The organism is Pseudomonas sp. FG35, assembly GCF_057809295.1.
The window spans coordinates 1-18,054 of record NZ_JBMDJR010000014.1; the positions used below are offsets into that span (position 1 = coordinate 1).

17 protein-coding genes and 2 tRNA genes are annotated in these 18,054 nt (G+C 58.9%); 14 read left to right on the forward strand and 5 right to left on the reverse strand.

Features of this window, described 5'->3' with window-relative positions; genetic code table 11:
* Positions 1–144 precede the first annotated feature (144 nt).
* The 5 genes from ACODTD_RS23475 (at position 145) to ACODTD_RS23495 (ending at position 6,218) form a co-directional block, all read left to right on the forward strand.
* Positions 145–221, forward strand: a tRNA-Asp gene (locus ACODTD_RS23475).
* A 421-nt stretch (positions 222–642) separates the two neighbouring features.
* Positions 643–3,474, forward strand: a complete 2,832-nt coding sequence (locus tag ACODTD_RS23480) for a xanthine dehydrogenase family protein molybdopterin-binding subunit (protein ID WP_285358474.1) — start codon at positions 643–645, stop codon at positions 3,472–3,474.
* A complete protein-coding gene (locus ACODTD_RS23485) occupies positions 3,467–4,006 on the forward strand; it encodes a (2Fe-2S)-binding protein (protein WP_011333365.1) in 540 nt (179 codons plus the stop codon). Before ACODTD_RS23480 ends, ACODTD_RS23485 begins: the two co-directional genes overlap by 8 nt.
* A 2-nt stretch (positions 4,007–4,008) precedes the next feature.
* Complete coding sequence (locus tag ACODTD_RS23490; RefSeq protein ID WP_285358496.1) at positions 4,009–5,244, forward strand: c-type cytochrome; 1,236 nt, start codon at positions 4,009–4,011, stop codon at positions 5,242–5,244.
* 2 nt (positions 5,245–5,246) lie between these two features.
* Positions 5,247–6,218 carry an XdhC family protein gene (locus ACODTD_RS23495; RefSeq protein WP_285358497.1) on the forward strand — a complete coding sequence of 324 codons (972 nt, stop codon included), beginning with the start codon at positions 5,247–5,249 and terminating at the stop codon, positions 6,216–6,218.
* A 51-nt stretch (positions 6,219–6,269) separates the two neighbouring features.
* On the opposite strand, the gene ACODTD_RS23500 is transcribed toward ACODTD_RS23495, so the two are convergent.
* Positions 6,270–7,553, reverse strand: a complete 1,284-nt coding sequence (locus tag ACODTD_RS23500) for an NAD(P)/FAD-dependent oxidoreductase (RefSeq protein ID WP_011333368.1) — start codon at positions 7,551–7,553, stop codon at positions 6,270–6,272.
* A 184-nt stretch (positions 7,554–7,737) separates the two neighbouring features.
* Between ACODTD_RS23500 and ACODTD_RS23505 the strand changes: the two genes are divergently transcribed.
* The 3 genes from ACODTD_RS23505 (at position 7,738) to ACODTD_RS23515 (ending at position 9,207) form a co-directional block, all read left to right on the forward strand.
* Positions 7,738–7,814: transfer RNA gene (locus tag ACODTD_RS23505), tRNA-Val, on the forward strand.
* Positions 7,815–8,011: 197 nt separating this feature from the next.
* Positions 8,012–8,410 (forward strand): GNAT family N-acetyltransferase, encoded by a 399-nt coding sequence (locus tag ACODTD_RS23510; protein WP_489105275.1) that lies wholly within the window; start codon positions 8,012–8,014, stop codon positions 8,408–8,410.
* A 341-nt stretch (positions 8,411–8,751) separates the two neighbouring features.
* The gene (locus ACODTD_RS23515) at positions 8,752–9,207 is read left to right on the forward strand and encodes a DUF2214 family protein (protein ID WP_489105276.1); all 456 of its coding nucleotides are present in this window, start codon (positions 8,752–8,754) and stop codon (positions 9,205–9,207) included.
* 209 nt (positions 9,208–9,416) lie between these two features.
* Here ACODTD_RS23515 and csrA read toward each other — a convergent pair whose 3' ends face one another.
* On the reverse strand, positions 9,417–9,611 hold the full coding sequence (csrA, locus tag ACODTD_RS23520; protein ID WP_003179932.1) for a carbon storage regulator CsrA: 195 nt from the start codon (positions 9,609–9,611) through the stop codon (positions 9,417–9,419).
* A gap of 250 nt (positions 9,612–9,861) precedes the next feature.
* On the opposite strand from csrA, the gene ACODTD_RS23525 reads away from it, so the two are divergent.
* Positions 9,862–10,227, forward strand: a complete 366-nt coding sequence (locus ACODTD_RS23525; protein ID WP_011333371.1) for an SPOR domain-containing protein — start codon at positions 9,862–9,864, stop codon at positions 10,225–10,227.
* An 86-nt stretch (positions 10,228–10,313) separates the two neighbouring features.
* Positions 10,314–11,216 carry a siderophore-interacting protein gene (locus ACODTD_RS23530; RefSeq protein WP_011333372.1) on the forward strand — a complete coding sequence of 301 codons (903 nt, stop codon included), beginning with the start codon at positions 10,314–10,316 and terminating at the stop codon, positions 11,214–11,216.
* A gap of 54 nt (positions 11,217–11,270) precedes the next feature.
* Here the strand turns inward: ACODTD_RS23530 and ACODTD_RS23535 are convergent, their stop codons facing one another.
* From ACODTD_RS23535 to ACODTD_RS23545, 3 genes are all read right to left on the reverse strand, one after another.
* On the reverse strand, positions 11,271–11,960 hold the full coding sequence (locus tag ACODTD_RS23535; RefSeq protein ID WP_011333373.1) for an endonuclease: 690 nt from the start codon (positions 11,958–11,960) through the stop codon (positions 11,271–11,273).
* Positions 11,961–11,964: 4 nt separating this feature from the next.
* Positions 11,965–12,234 carry a DUF1654 domain-containing protein gene (locus ACODTD_RS23540; RefSeq protein ID WP_371857356.1) on the reverse strand — a complete coding sequence of 90 codons (270 nt, stop codon included), beginning with the start codon at positions 12,232–12,234 and terminating at the stop codon, positions 11,965–11,967.
* Positions 12,235–12,420: 186 nt separating this feature from the next.
* Positions 12,421–13,509, reverse strand: a complete 1,089-nt coding sequence (locus tag ACODTD_RS23545; RefSeq protein ID WP_011333374.1) for an asparaginase — start codon at positions 13,507–13,509, stop codon at positions 12,421–12,423.
* Positions 13,510–13,858: 349 nt separating this feature from the next.
* Here ACODTD_RS23545 and ACODTD_RS23550 point away from each other — a divergent pair, with 349 nt between their 5' ends.
* The 4 genes from ACODTD_RS23550 (at position 13,859) to ACODTD_RS23565 (ending at position 18,051) form a co-directional block, all read left to right on the forward strand.
* The gene (locus ACODTD_RS23550) at positions 13,859–14,311 is read left to right on the forward strand and encodes a hypothetical protein (RefSeq protein ID WP_134020740.1); all 453 of its coding nucleotides are present in this window, start codon (positions 13,859–13,861) and stop codon (positions 14,309–14,311) included.
* Between the two features lie 200 nt (positions 14,312–14,511).
* Positions 14,512–15,468 (forward strand): sugar ABC transporter substrate-binding protein, encoded by a 957-nt coding sequence (locus tag ACODTD_RS23555; RefSeq protein WP_433899431.1) that lies wholly within the window; start codon positions 14,512–14,514, stop codon positions 15,466–15,468.
* Positions 15,469–15,523: 55 nt separating this feature from the next.
* On the forward strand, positions 15,524–17,077 hold the full coding sequence (locus ACODTD_RS23560) for a sugar ABC transporter ATP-binding protein (protein ID WP_207985606.1): 1,554 nt from the start codon (positions 15,524–15,526) through the stop codon (positions 17,075–17,077).
* Positions 17,074–18,051: an ABC transporter permease gene (locus ACODTD_RS23565; RefSeq protein ID WP_007956013.1), complete on the forward strand. Its 978-nt coding sequence runs from the start codon at positions 17,074–17,076 to the stop codon at positions 18,049–18,051. The genes ACODTD_RS23560 and ACODTD_RS23565 overlap by 4 nt, the downstream gene beginning before the upstream one ends.
* The last annotated feature ends 3 nt before the right edge of the window (positions 18,052–18,054 follow it).

Below are 18,054 nucleotides of genomic sequence, written 5' to 3' on the forward strand. Positions count from 1 at the left end.
ACCGGCCTGTCACGCCGGGGGTCGCGGGTTCGAGTCCCGTCCGCTGCGCCATATTTAACGAGTCAGACACTGTCTGGTTCGCGATTGAAAAGCACCGAAGCTTTCAGTCAAACGAGTTACTTGAGCGTCAGCTCAAAGCGATACGCAGCGGTAGTTCAGTCGGTTAGAATACCGGCCTGTCACGCCGGGGGTCGCGGGTTCGAGTCCCGTCCGCTGCGCCATATCTGTTTCAAGGACCACTGAACGCCTTGAAACACCGAAAGCAACCTCTGGTTGATTCGGAATCGATAGCAAAGACCCTGGTCGAAAGACCGGGGTTTTTTGTGTCTGAAATTTGACCTCTCCCAAATTCCTCCCTTGTAGCCGGCGACGAACCCTAGCCGTGGCTCGTTCGATGCTGCCGGGCAATCTACCTGCGTCTCCGAGTCGCTGCGATGCAATGCCGCATTGATTTTTTGATTCTTTAGTCAAATTTTTGTAACTGGTTGTTTGCTGCGAGCTCAGAAACCTATAAAGTTAACCTTTCGGTCAGCTTTGCACTGTCATCACGCCCTTTGCTTCGTCAAAAAGGGCTTCTGCAAGACTCGAGATTCCCAGTAGATAACCAGAAGGGCGGATCCATAACCGCCCAGAGGATGATCCATGTCCAACCGTGAAATATCCCGGCGCTCGTTCCTTCAGGGCGGGCTGGTGGCGGGTGTGAGCGTTACGCTCACGCCGCTCAGCAGTCAGGCGCTCGGTGCCTTGATGGAAAACAGCGTGACCGTGCCGTCCGAGCAGTGGCTCGGCAACAACGGCAAGGCGCGCCAGCGTAACGATGCATTGTCCAAGGTCTGCGGCAGCAAGGTGTTTGCTCGCGACATCCGTTCCAAGGACATGCCGGGCTGGCCCCAGCAGCAAGGCCACGCCATGTTGCTGAAAACCATCAAGGCTGACCGCATCTACGACGGCTATGACCTGTCGTGGCTTGGCGCCGATCTGCAGCCTGACCGCATCGTCACCGCTGCCGACCTGGACAAGGACGGCATCGTGTTCCCTGAAGAGCACGCACCGGATCCTCTGCTGCCGGAAGGCAAGGTGCCGATGTTCATCGGTCACCCGGTCGCGATCCTGATCTGGAACGATTTCGAGCGTTTCCGCCAGGCCAAGAACAAACTCAAATTCAATGACAAAGCGATTCGTTACGGTGCCCATGTGCCGTTCTACGAAGGCGATCCCTATGGCAGTTTCCGCTACGTGCGCGTCGGTGGCCCGACGTCGGCGGACGAGGATGAGTTCGCCAGCCTCAAGGACTCGATCCTGTTCCCGATGCTGAAGAACCGTCGCCCGGTGTGGAATTCCCAGCCGAACCTGCACGGCAACCTGACCGAGCGCGGCCTGTTCTACGCCGACCGCATGAAGAAAGAGATCGACACCCCGCCGGACAACTGGCTGGTGTTCGACGAACGCTACAAGACCCCGTCGATCGAGCCGGCCGCGATGGAGCCGGACAACGGCAACGGCTGGTACGACCCAGCGACCAAGACCCTGCATTTCGTCGTCGCCACCCAATGTCCGCTGGAAACCGCCACCGAGACCGCGAAGATGATCGGACCGTCGCGTTTCGGCCTGGCGAACCTGAACATGCACCCGGGCTACACCGTCGGTTACGGTTCCAAGGACCACAACATTTTCGTTTACTACGCGGCTTTGGCGGCGTTGTACGGCGCAGGTGTGCCGATTCGCCTGGCCAACGACCGTTACGAGCAGTTCCAGAGCGGCATCAAGCGCCACCCGTTCGACATCCGTTACCAGTTGGCGGTGGACAAGACCGATCACAGCTTCAAGATTTTCCGTGCCGAGATGAGCGTCGATGGTGGCGGCCGGATCAACTACAGCCCGTCGGTGGCCGCCGTTGGCGCCACTGCCGCGCAATCGATCTACTACATGCCGCAGAACGACCTGCAGGTCACCGCTTACCATTCCCGTGCCGTTGAAGCAGGTTCGATGCGCGGTTACGGCACGCTGCAGAGCATGGCTTCCACCGAGATGATGGTCGACGAAATCGCTGATCGCCTTGGTGTCGACGCCATTGATCTGCGCCGCAAGAATGCGCTGCGTTCGGGGATGAAAAACACCCAGGGTGCGATCCCGGCCGGTGCGTTGCGCCTGCACGAGATTCTCGACAAGGCTTCGCTGCACGAAGTGTGGAAAAACCGCGACGCGATCAAGAAGCAGCGCGAAGCGGCAGACCCGGATAACTGGTATGGCGTAGGCTTTGCCATTTGCCAGAAAGACTTCGGCACCGGTTCCGAAGCACCGATGGCCAGCATCGAATTCACCGCTGACGGGCACATTTCCCTGCGTCATATCGGAATCGAGATCGGCACCGGCATGTCCACCTCGCAAGCGTTGGTGGTGGCTGACTTCCTCGGCAGCGCGGCTCACGACGTGAAGACCGGCGAAACCGAGTGGGATGAGATGCAGCTGGTGACCGCCGGCAACCCTTACATCATGAGCCAGGCCGAGCAGGACAACTTCCTGCGCAATCCGCGCTGGGTCGGCAAACTGGCGTCGGCCTCGTCGGCGACCAACTCCGCCTATTACTTCAGTCACGCCACCCGCGAAGCGGCGCGCGTGCTATTCAACCACGGTCTGTGGCCGGCAGCGCTGGAGATCTGGCGTCAGGGTCCATACGGCGGCCAGGCCAACCCTTACGTGGTGCGTCGCGAAGATGCGCACTGGGTCGACGGCAAACTGACCGCCAACGGTATGCAGCCGCTGACCTTCGAAGAGCTGGCCAAACGTGCTCACGAGCGCGGTCTGGTCACTGGTGCCACGGTTCACGGTTTCAACCGCTGGAGCTGGGCCGAAGCCGAATACAGCATCGACGGCGTGCGCGAGCGTCTGCCGCTCGACGGTCTGGCGGTGAAGTACGGCGACGGCGCCCCGAAAGCGAAAAAGGCACAGATGACCAGTGCCGGTTTCCACCTGTTGGATCGGCAGAATGTTGCCTATCCGGTGGTTCAACTGAACAACGCCGCCGTGACCTATTACAGTCCGGTCGCGACGCTGGTCGAGTTGAAGGTCAACAAAGGTTCGGCAGAAGTCGAAGTGCTCAACCATCACTCGTGGCTGGAATGCGGTCGGGTGCTGGTCGAAGAACTGGTTCGTGGCCAGCTCGAAGGCGGGATCGCCATGGGCATCGGTCACGCCTTGATGGAAGAGATGCCGCTATACGAAGGCGGGCCGGGGGAGGGTGACTGGAACTTCAACCGCTATCGCCTGCCGATGGCACGGCATGTGGCGGTGTGGAAGCAGACGTCGGAAATCCTGCCGCCGCTGTCCCCAAGCGACCCGTCCAAAGGCATCGCCGAAGTGGTGATGATCCCGGTGGTCGGCGCCATCGGTAACGCCGTGGCCCACGCCATCGGTAAACGTGTTCGCGATCTGCCAATCACTGCTGCGCGCATCAAGGAGGCCCTCAATGGCTAACCGTCCGCTTCAACTGACCCTCAACGGTCAATCCGTCGGCCCGGTGGACATCCCTGATGACCTGCCGATGATCGATTACCTGCACGAATACAAGAACCTCACCGGTTCGCGCCTGGGTTGCGGCCAGGGCATCTGCCACGCCTGCGTGGTGATCGTCGACAACCCGGACGGCAGCAGCGAAGAAGTGCGTACCTGCATCACCGGCGCGCATTACTTCGAGGGTAAGAAAGTCCGCACCATCGAAGGCCACGCCAAGCGTGACGAGCAAGGTCAGGTCACCGAGCTGAACCCGATCCAGCAGCGTTTCGTCGACGAATTCGCCTTCCAGTGCAGCTACTGCGCGCCGGGCTTCGTCAACGCCGCGACCGTGCTGGTGGAAAAGCTGCAACGCCAGCCGATCGTCGAAAGCAAACTGGAGCAAGTCATCGAGGACAGCCTCGGTCATCACGTCTGCCGTTGCACCGGGTACGTGCGTTACTACAACGCTACCCGCAACGTGCTGACCGATCTCGGCCTGGTCAAGGAGGGTTAAGCATGAAGCAATTACTGACCCGCCTGACCCTGGCGGTCGGGCTGGCTGCTCCTGTGTTGGCGGCGCATGCGGATGATCAGGTCAAGCGCGGCGAATACCTTGCCCGCGCGGCCGACTGCATGGCGTGCCACACGGCGCCAGGCGGTGCGCCGTTTGCCGGAGGCCTGCCGATCGTGTCGCCGTTCGGCACGATCTACGGCACCAACATCACTCCAAGCAAAGAGCACGGCATCGGTTTGTACAATGATGACGAATTCTTCGCTGCGCTCACTGAGGGCAAGCGTCGTGACGGCGCGAACCTCTATCCGGCGATGCCGTACACCTCCTACCACTTGATGCCGCGTGCGGATTCGGATGCGATTCATGCGTATCTGAAAACCGTCGAACCGATCGAGCGTGCAGCTCCGGTGACGAGCCTGAGCTTCCCGTTCAACGTGCGTCCGGGCTTGATTGGCTGGAACATGATGTATGGCAAAGCCTTGAAGCTCGAATCTGCCGAAGGCAAAAGCGAGGCGTGGAAACGCGGCCAGTACATGGTCGAAGTGCTTGGCCATTGCGGCGAATGCCACACGCCGCGCGGCCTGCCGGGCGCGATGCAGTTGGACAAGCGCCTGACCGGCGGCATCCTCAACGGCTACCTGGCACCGAGCCTGCTCGCCACTGATCTGGCGGCGCGCGGCTGGAACCATCAGGACCTGAGTACGTTCCTCAAGCACGGCATGAGCGCCCAGGGCACGATGTTCAACGAGATGTTTCCGGTGTTCCACAACAGCACTCAGGGTCTGAATGATCCGGATCTGGCGGCGATGGCGACTTTCCTGCTGGGCGACAAGCCTCCGGCGGCGAAAGAGCTGACCGAAGTGCCGGTGGAAAAACTCAGTGCCAGCGCTCAACGCGGCCGTCAGGAATACTTGAATGTCTGCGCTGGCTGTCATGCGGCCGGTGGCGAAGGCAAACCGCACATTGCGGTAGCCATGCGCGGCAACACCACGCTGCGCCTGGAAGATCCGCGCAACCTGTTGCGAGTGATCGAGGACGGTATCGGCGAACAGAAATTCGCCGGGTTCGAACACATGCAGCCGATGCCGGGTTTTGCCGACAAGCTCAGTGCCGAACAACTGACCGATCTGCTGAACTACCTGCGTCAGGGGTGGGGTGGGCAGTCGGCCGAGCTGGCGGTCGGCGATGTGCAGAAGCTTCAGGCTGATGCTCCGTCCATCGAGCACAAGGCGCACTGATCATGCAGCATCTCGATCTGCAAGTTGTGCGCCGGGCGCTGGAGTGGTCGACGGCGGGGCAGCGCATCTGGCTGTGTACCGTGCTGACGACCTACGGTTCGGCGCCCCGCGCGCCGGGTTCACTGCTGGCGGTGAACGACGGCGGGCAGTGGATCGGGTCGTTGTCCGGTGGTTGCGTCGAGGAAGACTTTCTCGAGCGCGTCGCCGAAGGTGCGTTTCTCGATTCGATCAATGTCGTGCGTTATGGCGAAGGTGACGATCCGCGTTCTCGGGTCAGCCTGCCGTGCGGCGGTATTCTCGATGTGCTGGTAGAGAAATTTGACGCCGGCTGCGATGTGCAGGCGCACCTGCGTGAACTCGAATCGGCGTTGCTGGGGCAGCGCCGGTTGATTCGCGAGGTCGATCTGACCACCGGAGCGCGCAGCCTGTTTGCCGATCGCGAGCAGGGCGCGCGGATCGAGCGTGAAATCGACCGGGTACGGATCCGCATCGGGGCCGCCCAGCGTTTGCTGCTGGCCGGCTATTCCAGCGTGGCGCAGGCCTGTGCGGAGTTCGCGGTCGGTCTCGGCTTCGAAGTGATTCTCTGCGACCCGCGTGATGAAGTGCTGGAAGGCGTGGTGCTCAATGGCGTGGAGATCCGCCGGCAATTGCCGTCGGTGTTCATCGCCGATGGCGGTTGTCACCGTGATACAGCGGTGGTGGCGTTGACCCACGATCCGCGCATCGACGATCTGGCGATGATGGAAGCTGTGCGCACCGAGGCGTTTTACATCGGCGTGATGGGTTCGTTGCAGACTTCACAAAAGCGCTTCGAGCGTTTGCGCCGGATTGGCGGGCTGGGGGAGAGCGAGCTGGCGCGAATTCATGCGCCGATCGGCCTCAACCTTGGCAGCAAGACGCCGGCGGAAATTGCTTTGGCGGTGCTCGCAGATATCCTGCGGATTCGCAGCGGCATTGCACGCGATCAGTTGTGATTGATGCTGGATGTAAAAAGGGCCACTTTTCAGTGGCCCTTTTTTTGCTCATCAGAAACCGAGCTTGTCGCGCAGTCCGTAGTACCACGCGCCCAGTGCGGCAAACGGTGTGCGCAGCAGTTGCCCGCCGGGGAACGGGTAGTGCGGCAGGTCGGCAAACGCATCGAAGCGCTCGGCTTGTCCGCGCAGAGCCTCGGCCAGTACCTTGCCGGCCAGGTGTGTGTAGGTCACGCCGTGGCCACTGCAGCCTTGAGAATAATAGATGTTGTCGCCCAGACGTCCGACCTGAGGCAGGCGCGACAGGGTCAGCAGGAAATTGCCGGTCCAGGCGTAGTCGATTTTCACGTCCTTGAGCTGCGGGAAGGCCTTGAGCATTTTCGGGCGGATGATCGCTTCGATGTTCGCCGGATCCCGCGCGCCATATACCACGCCGCCGCCGAAGATCAGGCGTTTGTCGCCGGTGAGGCGGTAGTAGTCGAGCAGGTAATTGCAGTCTTCTACGCAGTAGTCCTGCGGCAGCAAGGATTTCGCCAGTTCATCGCCGAGCGGTTCGGTGGTGATGACCTGAGTGCCGCACGGCATCGATTTGGCCGCCAGTTCCGGCATCAGATTGCCGAGGTAGGCGTTGCCGGCAACGATGATGAATTTGGCTCGGACCTTGCCCTGCGGTGTATGCACGACCGGGTTGGCGCCGCGTTCGATGCGCACGGCCGGCGACTGTTCATGGATGGTGCCGCCCAGGGATTCCACAGCGGCGGCTTCGCCCAGCGCCAGGTTAAGCGGGTGGATGTGGCCGCCGCTCATGTCGAGCATGCCACCGACATATTGGTCACAAGCCACCACTTCGCGGATGCGGCGTTGATCGAGCAGTTCCAGTTGGGTATGGCCGAAGCGTTCCCACAAGCGCTTCTGCGATTCCAGGTGGCCCATTTGCTTGGCGGTGAGGGCGGCGAATACGCCACCGTCCTTCAAGTCGCACTGAATGTTGTACTTGCTGACGCGCTCACGAATGATCCGGCCGCCTTCGAACGCCATCTGCCCAAGCAGTTGCGCCTGCTTCGGGCCGACGCTGCGTTCGATCACATCGATGTCACGGCTGTAGCTGTTGACGATTTGCCCGCCATTGCGCCCCGAAGCGCCGAAACCGACCTTGGCGGCTTCCAGCACGGTCACGCGAAAACCGTTCTCCAGCAGGAACAGGGCCGAGGAGAGTCCCGTATAACCAGCGCCGATCACACAGACATCCGTCTCCACGTCATCCTGCAGGGCAGGGCGTGGTGGTACGGCGTTGGCCGACGCAGCGTAATAAGACTCTGGGTAAGGGGTGTTCGCCATCCTGCAGCCTCTGTTTAATATATTTTACGAGTGCAGCGATCCTACCCCAGTTGAAAAACCTCCGCCAGCCACCGAGAAATCTTCTTGCGCCGGGTCAAAATTAAATATTTTGCATATTCATAGGGTTAGGTGAAAAAAAGGTGTTGACACCCCTCCGGAATTCCGTAGAATGCCGCCTCACAGCAGGCACGTAGCTCAGTTGGTTAGAGCACCACCTTGACATGGTGGGGGTCGTTGGTTCGAGTCCAATCGCGCCTACCAAACAAAATCCGCTCTGCTGGGCGGTCTGGAAGGGCTCACCGAAAGGTGGGCCCTTTTTTGTTGTCTGCGATTTGCAGAGCCTATGCAAATTTCGGTTTGGCCCACCTCCGCTACACTTCGGCACATCTGCAGGAGTGTATTCATGAGTCGCCAATTCAGGCGCGCCAGTCCAGGCGATATCGAAAGCCTGTTGAAGCTTGATCCTGTCGCTGAAAAAAAATGGCGACCGTCGTGAGGACATCGCGAGGGCCGTTAGGGCAGAGGAGTGCTGGGTTGTCTGCGAGGCGAGCGTACCCCTCGGTTACGGATGTCTGGATCGAAGCTTTTTTGGTGAATGGTTCATACCCCTCGTGATCGTCTCCAGTGCGAACAGGCGTTCCGGTGTGGGGCGGCAAATCGTGAACGGTCTGGAGCAGCATGCTTGTGCAGAAAAGATCTTCACGTCGACCAATACGTCCAACTCGCCGATGCGGCAGCTGCTGACCAATCTTGGATATCAGCACAGCGGAATAGTAGAGAACCTTGATCCGTGGGATCCCGAGCTCATTTTTGTAAAATTCTTGAGCCAGGCGCGTATCGATCGCGATGCATTTTGATCCATTCGTCGCCGACCGTTGCGAGCGTCCTTTTAAATAGTGTGGATATTTAAGGGGTTACGCTTCTTATTAACCATTCGGTTATCAAAAATGCGTTGTTACATACTGGAAAAATCAGTAATATCCGTCCCGCGTTCACCACCACGGTTTATGCATTTTTAAATCCCAAGCTTCCATCAGCTGCTTGGGATTTTTTTTGCCCGCGATTTGCCTTTTCCGCACCTCTGCCCATTCTCTCGTCTCGCCCGCTTCTGTTTTACGGGAAGGGTGACAGGCAAGCCCACACTTTTTCGACTACTACTGATTGGCTGATTTCATCTCTGCCGGACGGGAGTTAATCGATGCTGGTTCACTGGTTTCTTGCAGCGATTCATTTACTGGCATTTGCCATGGGCTTCTGGGCGGTGTTGACGCGTGGGACGGCCCTCAGCTGCCTGGCGTCTGGATCCGGTGAGGTCGGGCGCGTATTGCTTGCCGACAATCTCTGGGGGCTTTCGGCGCTGGTGTTGCTCATCACCGGTGGCATGCGCGCCTTCGGAGGGTATGAGAAGGGAGCCGACTACTACCTGCATCAACCGCTGTTCCATCTGAAAATGACGCTGTTTGTGTTGATTCTGCTTCTGGAGCTCATGCCGATGATCACCCTGATCAAATGGCGTGTGGGACGGGCGCGTGGTGTTGTCCCTGATACGGGGCGAGCAAAGGTTTTCGCACGGATCAGTCATGCCGAAGCGCTGCTGTTGATATTGATTGTCGTGGCGGCCACCGGGATGGCGCGTGGCGTTGCATTCGGCTAGGTGGGCGAGTTTCCCAGCCGCTATTCGGAAATGTCCGACAGCCAGCCCATGGAATGACGGTTAGTATCGGTTGCAAGAAGGCTTGAGGCAGGAAGGGGCGTAGCACGCGCCGTCACCAGGGAGGTGGGGGGAATGGCAATACGGCGCTTGAATCTTTAGCCAGTCATTGGCGCGCAGGCAAACGAACTGGCTACTGACTGCGATAGGGCTCAGGGCGTTTGTGGCTTGTCCGGAGCGGTCAGGCCCGCCTGGATGCGCTGGTAGATCTCTTCCCGGTGTACTGCAACGTTCTTCGGAGCATTGATGCCGATTCGAACTTGCTGGCCGCTGACGCCGAGAATGGTGATCGTGATGTCATCACCAATGTTTATGCTTTCACCGACTTTGCGGGTGAGTATCAGCATGGTCTTCTCCTTGATTGCTTTGTAGGGCACCTGATTCAGACAGTGCAGAGGTCGGTGGTACGTATAGATTAGTGCGAAGTCTTACAGTTTGGGTGCCTCTTTCTGACGCGCAGCAGCGGCATTAATTCCCAGCGCGTAACTATACAGGGGCTGCCAGCATCAATCTCGTCCTTTTGTGCCCATTTTGCGGGGCTCCGAAAGTATTCTCGAATGTTAAGATCGCCGCTTTGAAAATTCAGAGGGAAGCGTTGTGCGCAAATTGGTCTGGGTAGTCGCGGCACTGGCATTGGCAGGATGTGGCGAAGGCAAGAGTGTGGATGCGCAAAAGCCGAAACCGGCGGTAGTAACGGCGCCTGCTGTGGTGGGTCCGCAGTGGGAGCTGGAAGTGCGCGGTGAAACCCCTCAGGCCGTCAGCGACCTCAGCGGCTGGCTGATCGAGCACGGCTTTGTGGCTAGCGTCATCAAGGATGCCAGCGGCAAGACCCGAATCCTCCTCGGTCCTTTCAATTCGAAAGATGATGCCGAGGCGCGTCAGGCGGATGTGAATGCAGCACTGGTCAAGGCGAAGAAGCAGAACATCGAAACGCTGGTGATCGAGCGCGCCCCCGCGCAATAAGCGATCCATTTGGCGGAGCTGACTAAAGGGTGCCTCCCGTGATTCGTTTTCAAGGAATCACTGAAGATACCCGGAAGGAGCTCCGCATGGCCTCCGCCAATCCTTACAAGTTGTTCGACGTTGTTTTGCGTCATAAGCAGCAGTTGAGCCCGCATCTCATGCGGATCACGCTCGCAAGCCCCACCGTCACCGAGATGGCAACCTGGGCGCCGGATCAGCGAGTAAAGCTGTTTTTCCCGGCAGCCGACGGTTCACCCGCCAGGCTTTCTCAGGGCGAGGGGTGGTACGCGCGGTTCCGCTCGATGCTGGTTGATCGTCGCCCGGCGATGCGTACCTACACCATCCGTCATTTGCGCGCGGAAGCGGGCGAAGTCGATATCGATTTCGTCCTGCACGGCGAGACCGGTCCAGCCTCCCGTTGGGCGTTGCGAGCGCTGCCTGGCGAGTCAATGCAGATTCTGGCACCCGACAGCCGATTCTCGGCACAAGAAGCAGGGGGATTTGAATGGAAGCCACCGCAAACGCTCAAGCAACTTCTGCTGGTCGCCGACGCCACAGCGTTGCCGGCCGCCATGGGGATTCTGGAAGAACTGGCGACTCTGGCTGCACCGCCGCAGACCCAGGCGTTTTTCGAAGTCGACAGTCGTGAGGACATGTTGGCGGTTCCTGACTGGCCCGGGCTTTCGGTGCAATGGCTGATCCGCAATCACGCAGCTGCCGGCACGTTGATGGTGGAAGCTGTGCGGCAGGCAACGTTGCCTGTCGATGCATCGCCCGTTGGGCAGGCGGTCGAACTGGCGGATGTCGACATCGAAGAAGAGATTCTGTGGGAGATCGCCGATACGGCCAGCGAGGGATTCTATGGCTGGATTGCCGGGGAGTCCGCCGCTGTAATGAGTCTGCGCAAGTACTTGATCAAGGAGCGTGGCATCCCTCGCGAGTCGCTCAATCTGATGGGCTACTGGCGTTACAACAAGTCCGGCGATTGAGCACAAAAAAGGCCTTGAGTTTATCGCTCAAGGCCTTTTCTTTTGATCAGGTAATCAACCGCAGGATTTCAGGTTCACCGGACCGACAAACTCGTTGCCGCGTCCCATCACGCACGCCACGCTCTGGTTGCGTTGACGTTCCCAGTCTTGCACCGGATAAGTCTTGTCCCAGGCTTCGTACAGTTGGCGATCCTGCTTCGACAAGCGCAAGCCGTACTGTTTGCTCATGTAAAAGTAGGTGCGGGCGATCATGCCGCGAATCGAAGGGCGGGGCATGACCTTCTTCGCCTTGAAGTCGACTTGAGTCAGGCATGAGCCGTACTGACCCTTTTCGACCGGCAGCCAGCCATAGCTGAAATTGCTGCGGTCGCCATTCACCTCGCCAATGCTCGGCACCAGGTTGTGCAGGTCGGCTTCGGCTTTCTGATAGCTCGGGTCGTAGCGGGCGCAATTCTTGCGACCGCCTTCCTGCCAGCATTGACGTTGATGGCCGAACTGCCAGGCCGGAACGATGTGCTCCCATTCAATGCGGGACGCCCGCTTGGCGTTCTTGCGTGGGACGTAGCCGCAGGCGGCCAGATCGACCTTGTTGCCAGTGTATTTGCACCCGCAATAAAACTCGGTGGATTGTGGAGCGTACAGCTTCCAGGCGACCTTCTTGGCCTCGGTGAACGTACGCGGCGCGCCAGCTTGCGCACCCAGGGAAATGAACAGCAACAGCACAGCAGCAAAACGCAGAATCATTGAATCAATCTTCCTTCGGCACAACCCAGAAAATCTGTACGCCGCCATCGTCGCGGTAGGCGAGGGTGACGTTGTCGTTCTCGTCGATTTCTTCCAGCAAGCGCTCCCAGTCATCCACCGGCTCGTCCGGAAGGCGGAAGATCAGTGCGGCTTTGGCTTTTTGTGCGGTAGGCGAGTTGATGATTTTTTGAACGCGCATGCCCATGCGTTCGTAAGCGTCAGGAGCATCAGGGGAAGTGGCCACGAGGTTATCCTTATTAAGCTGTACGTGCATACAGTATTTAACTGTAGGCATTTTCGCAACTGCTTAAAATTCAAGAAAATCCTCTGACAGCGGTTTTCCGATTTTGATGTCACTCAGGTGAAATTTTTCTTTTGAGGAGACGCAAGCTTCACCCTCCGTCAAGTTGACGAAGGGTGAAGTCAGTGCCCGATCAGGAAAGGATCAGGCGAGGATGAATCAGTATTCCCAGAACATCCGTTGCAGCTCTTTGCTGTCGTTGGTCTTGGTCAGCGCGACCATGGCCAGGATGCGGGCTTTCTGCGGGTTCAGATCGTGGGCAACCACCCAGTCGTACTTGTCGTCAGGCTGTTCGGCGTTGCGCAGGACGAAACCACCGGCATTGACGTGAGACGAGCGAATGATCTGCACGCCGTCCTTGCGCAGCGCCTGCAGGGTCGGAACCACGCGGGAGGAAACCGAACCGTTGCCGGTACCGGCATGGATGATCGCCTTGGCGCCGGACTGGGCGAGGGCCTTGTAGGCTGTGTCGCTGACATTGCCGTAGGAATAGGCGATTTCTACATCAGGAAGGCTCTTGATGTTTTTGATATCGAATTCCGAATCCATGGTGTGGCGCTTGGCTGGCAGGCGGAACCAGTAGGATTTGCCTTCAACCACCATGCCGAGCGGGCCCCAGGCGCTTTTGAAGGCTTCGGTCTTGATGTTGATCATCTTGCTGACGTCGCGACCCGACTGGATTTCATCGTTCAGGGTCACCAGTACGCCTTTACCGCGAGCTTCTTTGCTGCTGGCGACAGCCACGGCGTTGTACAGGTTCAGCATGCCGTCCGCCGACATGGCGGTGCCCGGGCGCATGGAGCCGACGACGATGATCGGCTTGTCGGTTTTTTCCACCAGATTCAGGAAGTACGCGGTTTCTTCCAGAGTGTCGGTGCCGTGAGTGATGACGATGCCATCGACGTCTTTGCTGTCGGCCAGTTCGGAAACGCGACGACCCAATTGCAGGAGGTTTTCGTTGGTGATGCTTTCCGAGGCGATTTGCATGACCTGTTCGCCGCGTACATTGGCCAGCGTGCTCAGTTCGGGAATGCCGGCGATCAATTGTTCGATGCCCACTTTCGCAGCCTGATAGGTCGCGCTGTTGGCAGCGCTGGCGCCTGCGCCGGCAATGGTGCCGCCGGTGGCCAGTACCACCACGTTGGCCAGTTTGGTCTGGGTTTCAGCTTCTTTTGCCTGGAGGGCGGTTGGCAGGAGCAGGAGGAGGGCCAAAGCGCCCGGAACGAAACTCTTCAAAGCAGATGTCATTATTTTTCTCTCTAGTAGTGAGACGGTGCTGATGCAGGTTCATCTAGATGCGCCCCGGGCCGATCTGAATGCCAGGGGTGCAGGGAGGGAGCAGGATCTGTACCAGTCGTACTGTGCGTGAGAGAAATGTTTAACCTTATGATTTAAATCAAGATTTATTTGAAGTGTGGTTGTGAGCTTGTCTCGCTCATCCGGGTTTCCGAACACAGGCTGTTTTCTCGTTCGGCTCACCGAAAAGGACTACGAACCTCGTCCACAGACTGAACTGGCTGCTTTCCAGATCTCTGCTAAAGAAAACGGCGCGCTGGCCGATGTGCCTTGATAGGGATCCAATTTTTCAGGAGTTCAAATGTCATTGACTATCGGTTTTTCAAATCCCGGTTCGGTCACGATCGGCGGCAAAACGGCAGCTACGATCAATGCAATGAGTGAAGCTGAAGCCGACGCGTCAGCCGAGGCACTGGGTACCGAGAAGGTTGAAACCAATCAGGTCAGAACCGGTGGTCCTGCCCAGGAAGCAAGCGCGAGCGAGGCTGAAGGCGGTGACAATCTGAGCATCACTATCAAGACGTTGCTCAAGCGCATGCAGGAATTGCAGAAGCAGCTTCAGGAGCAGCAACAGCAACTGGCCGCCGCGCAGGCTGCGAGTTATCCAACCCCCGAAGCCAAGTCGCAAGCGGTGATGTCCATCCAGGGGCAGATCGCTCAAACCAGCGGTGCCCTGCTGGAAGTCTCGGCTGCACTGGTCAAGGAAATGTCGAAGGGTTCTTCTGCTGGTAACGTGGTCAACACCACGGCTTGAGCGCTCAAGGGGCGGATCGATGGATTCGCTCTGCAACGCAATACCGATTTCTGATTGTTGACAAATGAAGGCGTGATTCGCATAGTTCGGTCTACGCAAACGTTTGCGCGGCCTTCGCGATGGATTGAATTGTCGTGGGTGCAGCGAGCTTACGCCAGCGCAAGCGTTGCTCACAATAATCATAAGATCGGAGTGAACCCATGAAGCTGCCATTCGCTGGACGTCTTCTTGCTGTCGCCATGCTGGCTGCCGCATCCGCCGCACTGCCTGTCTCTTCGGCTTTCGCCGAATCCCCTGAAAAACCCAAAGTCGCCCTGGTCATGAAATCCCTGGCCAACGAATTCTTCCTGACCATGGAAGACGGCGCCAAGGCCTACCAGAAAGAACATTCCGCCGATTTCGACCTGATCTCCAACGGCATCAAGGACGAAACCGACACGGCGGGGCAGACGCGCATCGTCGAGCAGATGATTCTGGCGAAGGTCAACGCACTGGTCATCGCACCGTCTGATTCCAAGGCGATGGTGCCGGTGATCAAGAAAGCCGTCGATGCCGGTATCACTGTGATCAACATCGACAACCAGCTCGATCCGGCTGTGATCAAAAGCAAGAACATCAGCGTTCCGTTCGTAGGCCCGGACAATCGCAAAGGCGCGCGTCTGGTGGGCGAATATCTGGCCAAGCAACTGAAGGCCGGTGACGAAGTCGGCATCATTGAAGGCGTCTCCACGACGACCAACGCCCAGCAGCGTACCGCTGGCTTCAAAGATGCTATGGAGGCTGCGCAGATCAAGGTTGTCTCCCTGCAGTCCGGCGATTGGGAAATCGACAAGGGCAACAAGGTGGCCGCTTCGATTCTCAGTGAATACCCGGACGTCAAAGCGCTGCTGGCCGGTAACGACAGCATGGCCGTGGGTGCCGTTTCCGCCGTGCGCGCTGCCGGCAAGGCGGGTCAGGTGAAGGTTGTCGGTTACGACAACATCAATGCCATCAAGCCGATGCTGAAGGACGGCCGCGTTCTGGCGACTGCCGACCAGTACGCCGCGAAGCAGGCGGTGTTTGGCATCGAGACCGCGCTTAAAATCATCAAGGGCGAGAAAGTCGACAGTGGTGCCAATGGCGTGATCGAAACGCCGGTCGAGCTGGTCACCAAGTAAGTCCTTTGGCGACACAATGGCGCTCGTCCGTCCGGGCGAGCGCATGGAGATTTTTATGTCAGTTTCCGCTCCGAACGCTGTCCTCTCGGTCAGCGGTATCGGCAAGACCTATGCGCAACCGGTTCTGACCGGCATCGACCTGACGTTGATGCGCGGTGAAGTGCTGGCGCTGACCGGTGAGAACGGTGCAGGTAAAAGCACCCTGTCGAAGATCATCGGTGGCCTGGTCACCCCTACCACTGGCCAGATGCAGTTCCAGGGCAAGGATTATCGCCCCGGCAGTCGCACGCAGGCTGAAGAACTGGGTGTGCGCATGGTCATGCAAGAGCTCAATCTGCTGCCGACGCTTTCGGTGGCGGAGAACCTTTTTCTCGACAACCTGCCGAGCAATGGTGGCTGGATCAGTCGCAAGCAACTGCGCAAAGCCGCTATCGAAGCCATGGCTCAAGTCGGCCTCGACGCCATCGACCCGGACACACTGGTCGGCGAGCTTGGGATCGGTCACCAGCAAATGGTCGAAATCGCCCGTAACCTGATCGGCGATTGTCACGTGCTGATCCTTGATGAACCGACCGCGATGCTGACCGCGCGCGAAGTCGAGATGCTGTTCGAGCAGATCACCCGGTTGCAGGCGCGCGGCGTCTCGATCATCTACATCTCCCATCGCCTCGAAGAACTGGCCAGGGTCGCTCAGCGCATTGCTGTGTTGCGTGACGGTAACCTCGTTTGCGTCGAGCCGATGGCCAATTACAACAGCGAGCAACTGGTCACCCTGATGGTCGGTCGCGAGCTGGGCGAGCATATCGATCTGGGGGCTCGCCATATCGGCGCGCCGGCCCTGACGGTCAAAGGCCTGACCCGCTCCGACAAGGTTCGCGACGTGTCCTTTGAGGTTCGCGCCGGTGAGATTTTTGGCATTTCGGGGCTGATCGGGGCAGGGCGCACCGAACTTTTGCGGCTGATCTTCGGTGCTGATGTCGCGGACAGCGGCACGGTGGCACTCGGTTCACCGGCAAAAACGGTGAGCATTCGCTCGCCAGTCGATGCGGTGCGCAACGGCATCGCCTTGATCACCGAAGATCGCAAGGGCGAAGGACTGCTGCTGAGTCAGTCGATCAGCGCCAACATTGCCCTGGGCAACATGCCGGAAATTTCCAGTGGCGGGTTCGTCAACAACGGCGACGAAACGAAGCTCGCGCAACGGCAGATCGACGCCATGCGTATCCGCAGTTCCAGCCCGACGCAGCTGGTATCCGAGCTGTCCGGCGGCAATCAGCAAAAGGTGGTAATCGGTCGCTGGCTTGAGCGCGACTGCTCGGTGTTGCTGTTCGACGAGCCGACTCGTGGTATCGACGTCGGTGCCAAATTCGATATCTATGCCTTGCTCGGCGAACTGACCCGGCAGGGCAAGGCCTTGGTCGTGGTGTCCAGCGATTTGCGCGAGTTGATGCTGATCTGCGACCGCATCGGTGTGTTGTCGGCGGGGCGTCTGATCGATACGTTCGAACGCGACAGCTGGACCCAGGATGACTTGCTTGCCGCCGCATTCGCCGGCTACCAGAAACGTGATGCGTTGCTCAACGAAGCAGCGCCTAGGGATCTCCCATGAAAACTGCATCTTCCGCCGGCAAATCCAGTGGCAATTTCTACGGCCTTGGCACTTATCTGGGCCTCGCGGGCGCCTTGCTGGCAATGATTGCGCTGTTCTCGGTCATGAGCAGCCATTTCCTGTCGTACAACACCTTCAGCACCCTGGCCAACCAGATTCCCGACCTGATGGTGCTGGCAGTGGGCATGACCTTCGTCCTGATCATCGGCGGTATCGATCTGTCGGTGGGCTCGGTACTGGCACTCGCGGCCTCCACTGTCAGCGTGGCGATTCTTGGCTGGGGCTGGAGCGTACTGCCGGCGGCCTTGCTGGGTATGGCTGTCGCGGCGTTGGCTGGCACGGTAACTGGCTCGATTACCGTGGCGTGGCGAATTCCGTCGTTCATCGTGTCTCTGGGTGTTCTGGAGATGGCCCGTGGTCTGGCCTATCAGATGACCGGTTCGCGCACGGCCTACATCGGTGATTCCTTCGCCTGGCTGTCGAACCCGATCGCCTTCGGCATTTCGCCGTCGTTCATCATTGCCTTGCTGGTCATCTTTATTGCCCAGGCCGTTCTGACCCGTACTGTGTTCGGTCGCTACCTGATCGGCATTGGCACCAACGAAGAAGCGGTGCGTCTGGCGGGGATCAATCCAAAACCCTACAAGATCCTGGTCTTCAGTCTGATGGGGCTGCTCGCCGGCATTGCGGCGCTGTTCCAGATTTCCCGGCTGGAAGCGGCCGACCCGAACGCCGGTTCCGGCCTTGAGCTGCAAGTGATCGCTGCGGTGGTGATCGGCGGCACCAGCCTGATGGGCGGACGTGGTTCGGTAATCAGCACCTTTTTCGGCGTGTTGATCATCTCCGTCCTGGCGGCCGGTCTGGCGCAGATTGGCGCGACCGAGCCGACCAAGCGCATCATCACCGGCGCGGTGATCGTAATCGCCGTGGTGCTCGATACCTATCGCAGTCAACGCGCAAGCCGACGGGGCTGATAA

Coding starts and splice junctions, on each gene's coding strand:
- ACODTD_RS23485 (WP_011333365.1), top strand. CDS start 3,467: ATGGCTAACCGTCCGCTTCAACTGACCCTCAACGGTCAATCCGTCGGC.
- ACODTD_RS23565 (WP_007956013.1), top strand. CDS start 17,074: ATGAAAACTGCATCTTCCGCCGGCAAATCCAGTGGCAATTTCTACGGC.
- ACODTD_RS23550 (WP_134020740.1), top strand. CDS start 13,859: ATGTCATTGACTATCGGTTTTTCAAATCCCGGTTCGGTCACGATCGGC.
- ACODTD_RS23540 (WP_371857356.1), bottom strand. CDS start 12,234: ATGCACGTACAGCTTAATAAGGATAACCTCGTGGCCACTTCCCCTGAT.
- ACODTD_RS23535 (WP_011333373.1), bottom strand. CDS start 11,960: ATGATTCTGCGTTTTGCTGCTGTGCTGTTGCTGTTCATTTCCCTGGGT.
- ACODTD_RS23530 (WP_011333372.1), top strand. CDS start 10,314: ATGGCCTCCGCCAATCCTTACAAGTTGTTCGACGTTGTTTTGCGTCAT.
- ACODTD_RS23515 (WP_489105276.1), top strand. CDS start 8,752: ATGCTGGTTCACTGGTTTCTTGCAGCGATTCATTTACTGGCATTTGCC.
- ACODTD_RS23480 (WP_285358474.1), top strand. CDS start 643: ATGTCCAACCGTGAAATATCCCGGCGCTCGTTCCTTCAGGGCGGGCTG.
- csrA (WP_003179932.1), bottom strand. CDS start 9,611: ATGCTGATACTCACCCGCAAAGTCGGTGAAAGCATAAACATTGGTGAT.
- ACODTD_RS23555 (WP_433899431.1), top strand. CDS start 14,512: ATGAAGCTGCCATTCGCTGGACGTCTTCTTGCTGTCGCCATGCTGGCT.
- ACODTD_RS23545 (WP_011333374.1), bottom strand. CDS start 13,509: ATGACATCTGCTTTGAAGAGTTTCGTTCCGGGCGCTTTGGCCCTCCTC.
- ACODTD_RS23490 (WP_285358496.1), top strand. CDS start 4,009: ATGAAGCAATTACTGACCCGCCTGACCCTGGCGGTCGGGCTGGCTGCT.
- ACODTD_RS23495 (WP_285358497.1), top strand. CDS start 5,247: ATGCAGCATCTCGATCTGCAAGTTGTGCGCCGGGCGCTGGAGTGGTCG.
- ACODTD_RS23500 (WP_011333368.1), bottom strand. CDS start 7,553: ATGGCGAACACCCCTTACCCAGAGTCTTATTACGCTGCGTCGGCCAAC.
- ACODTD_RS23560 (WP_207985606.1), top strand. CDS start 15,524: ATGTCAGTTTCCGCTCCGAACGCTGTCCTCTCGGTCAGCGGTATCGGC.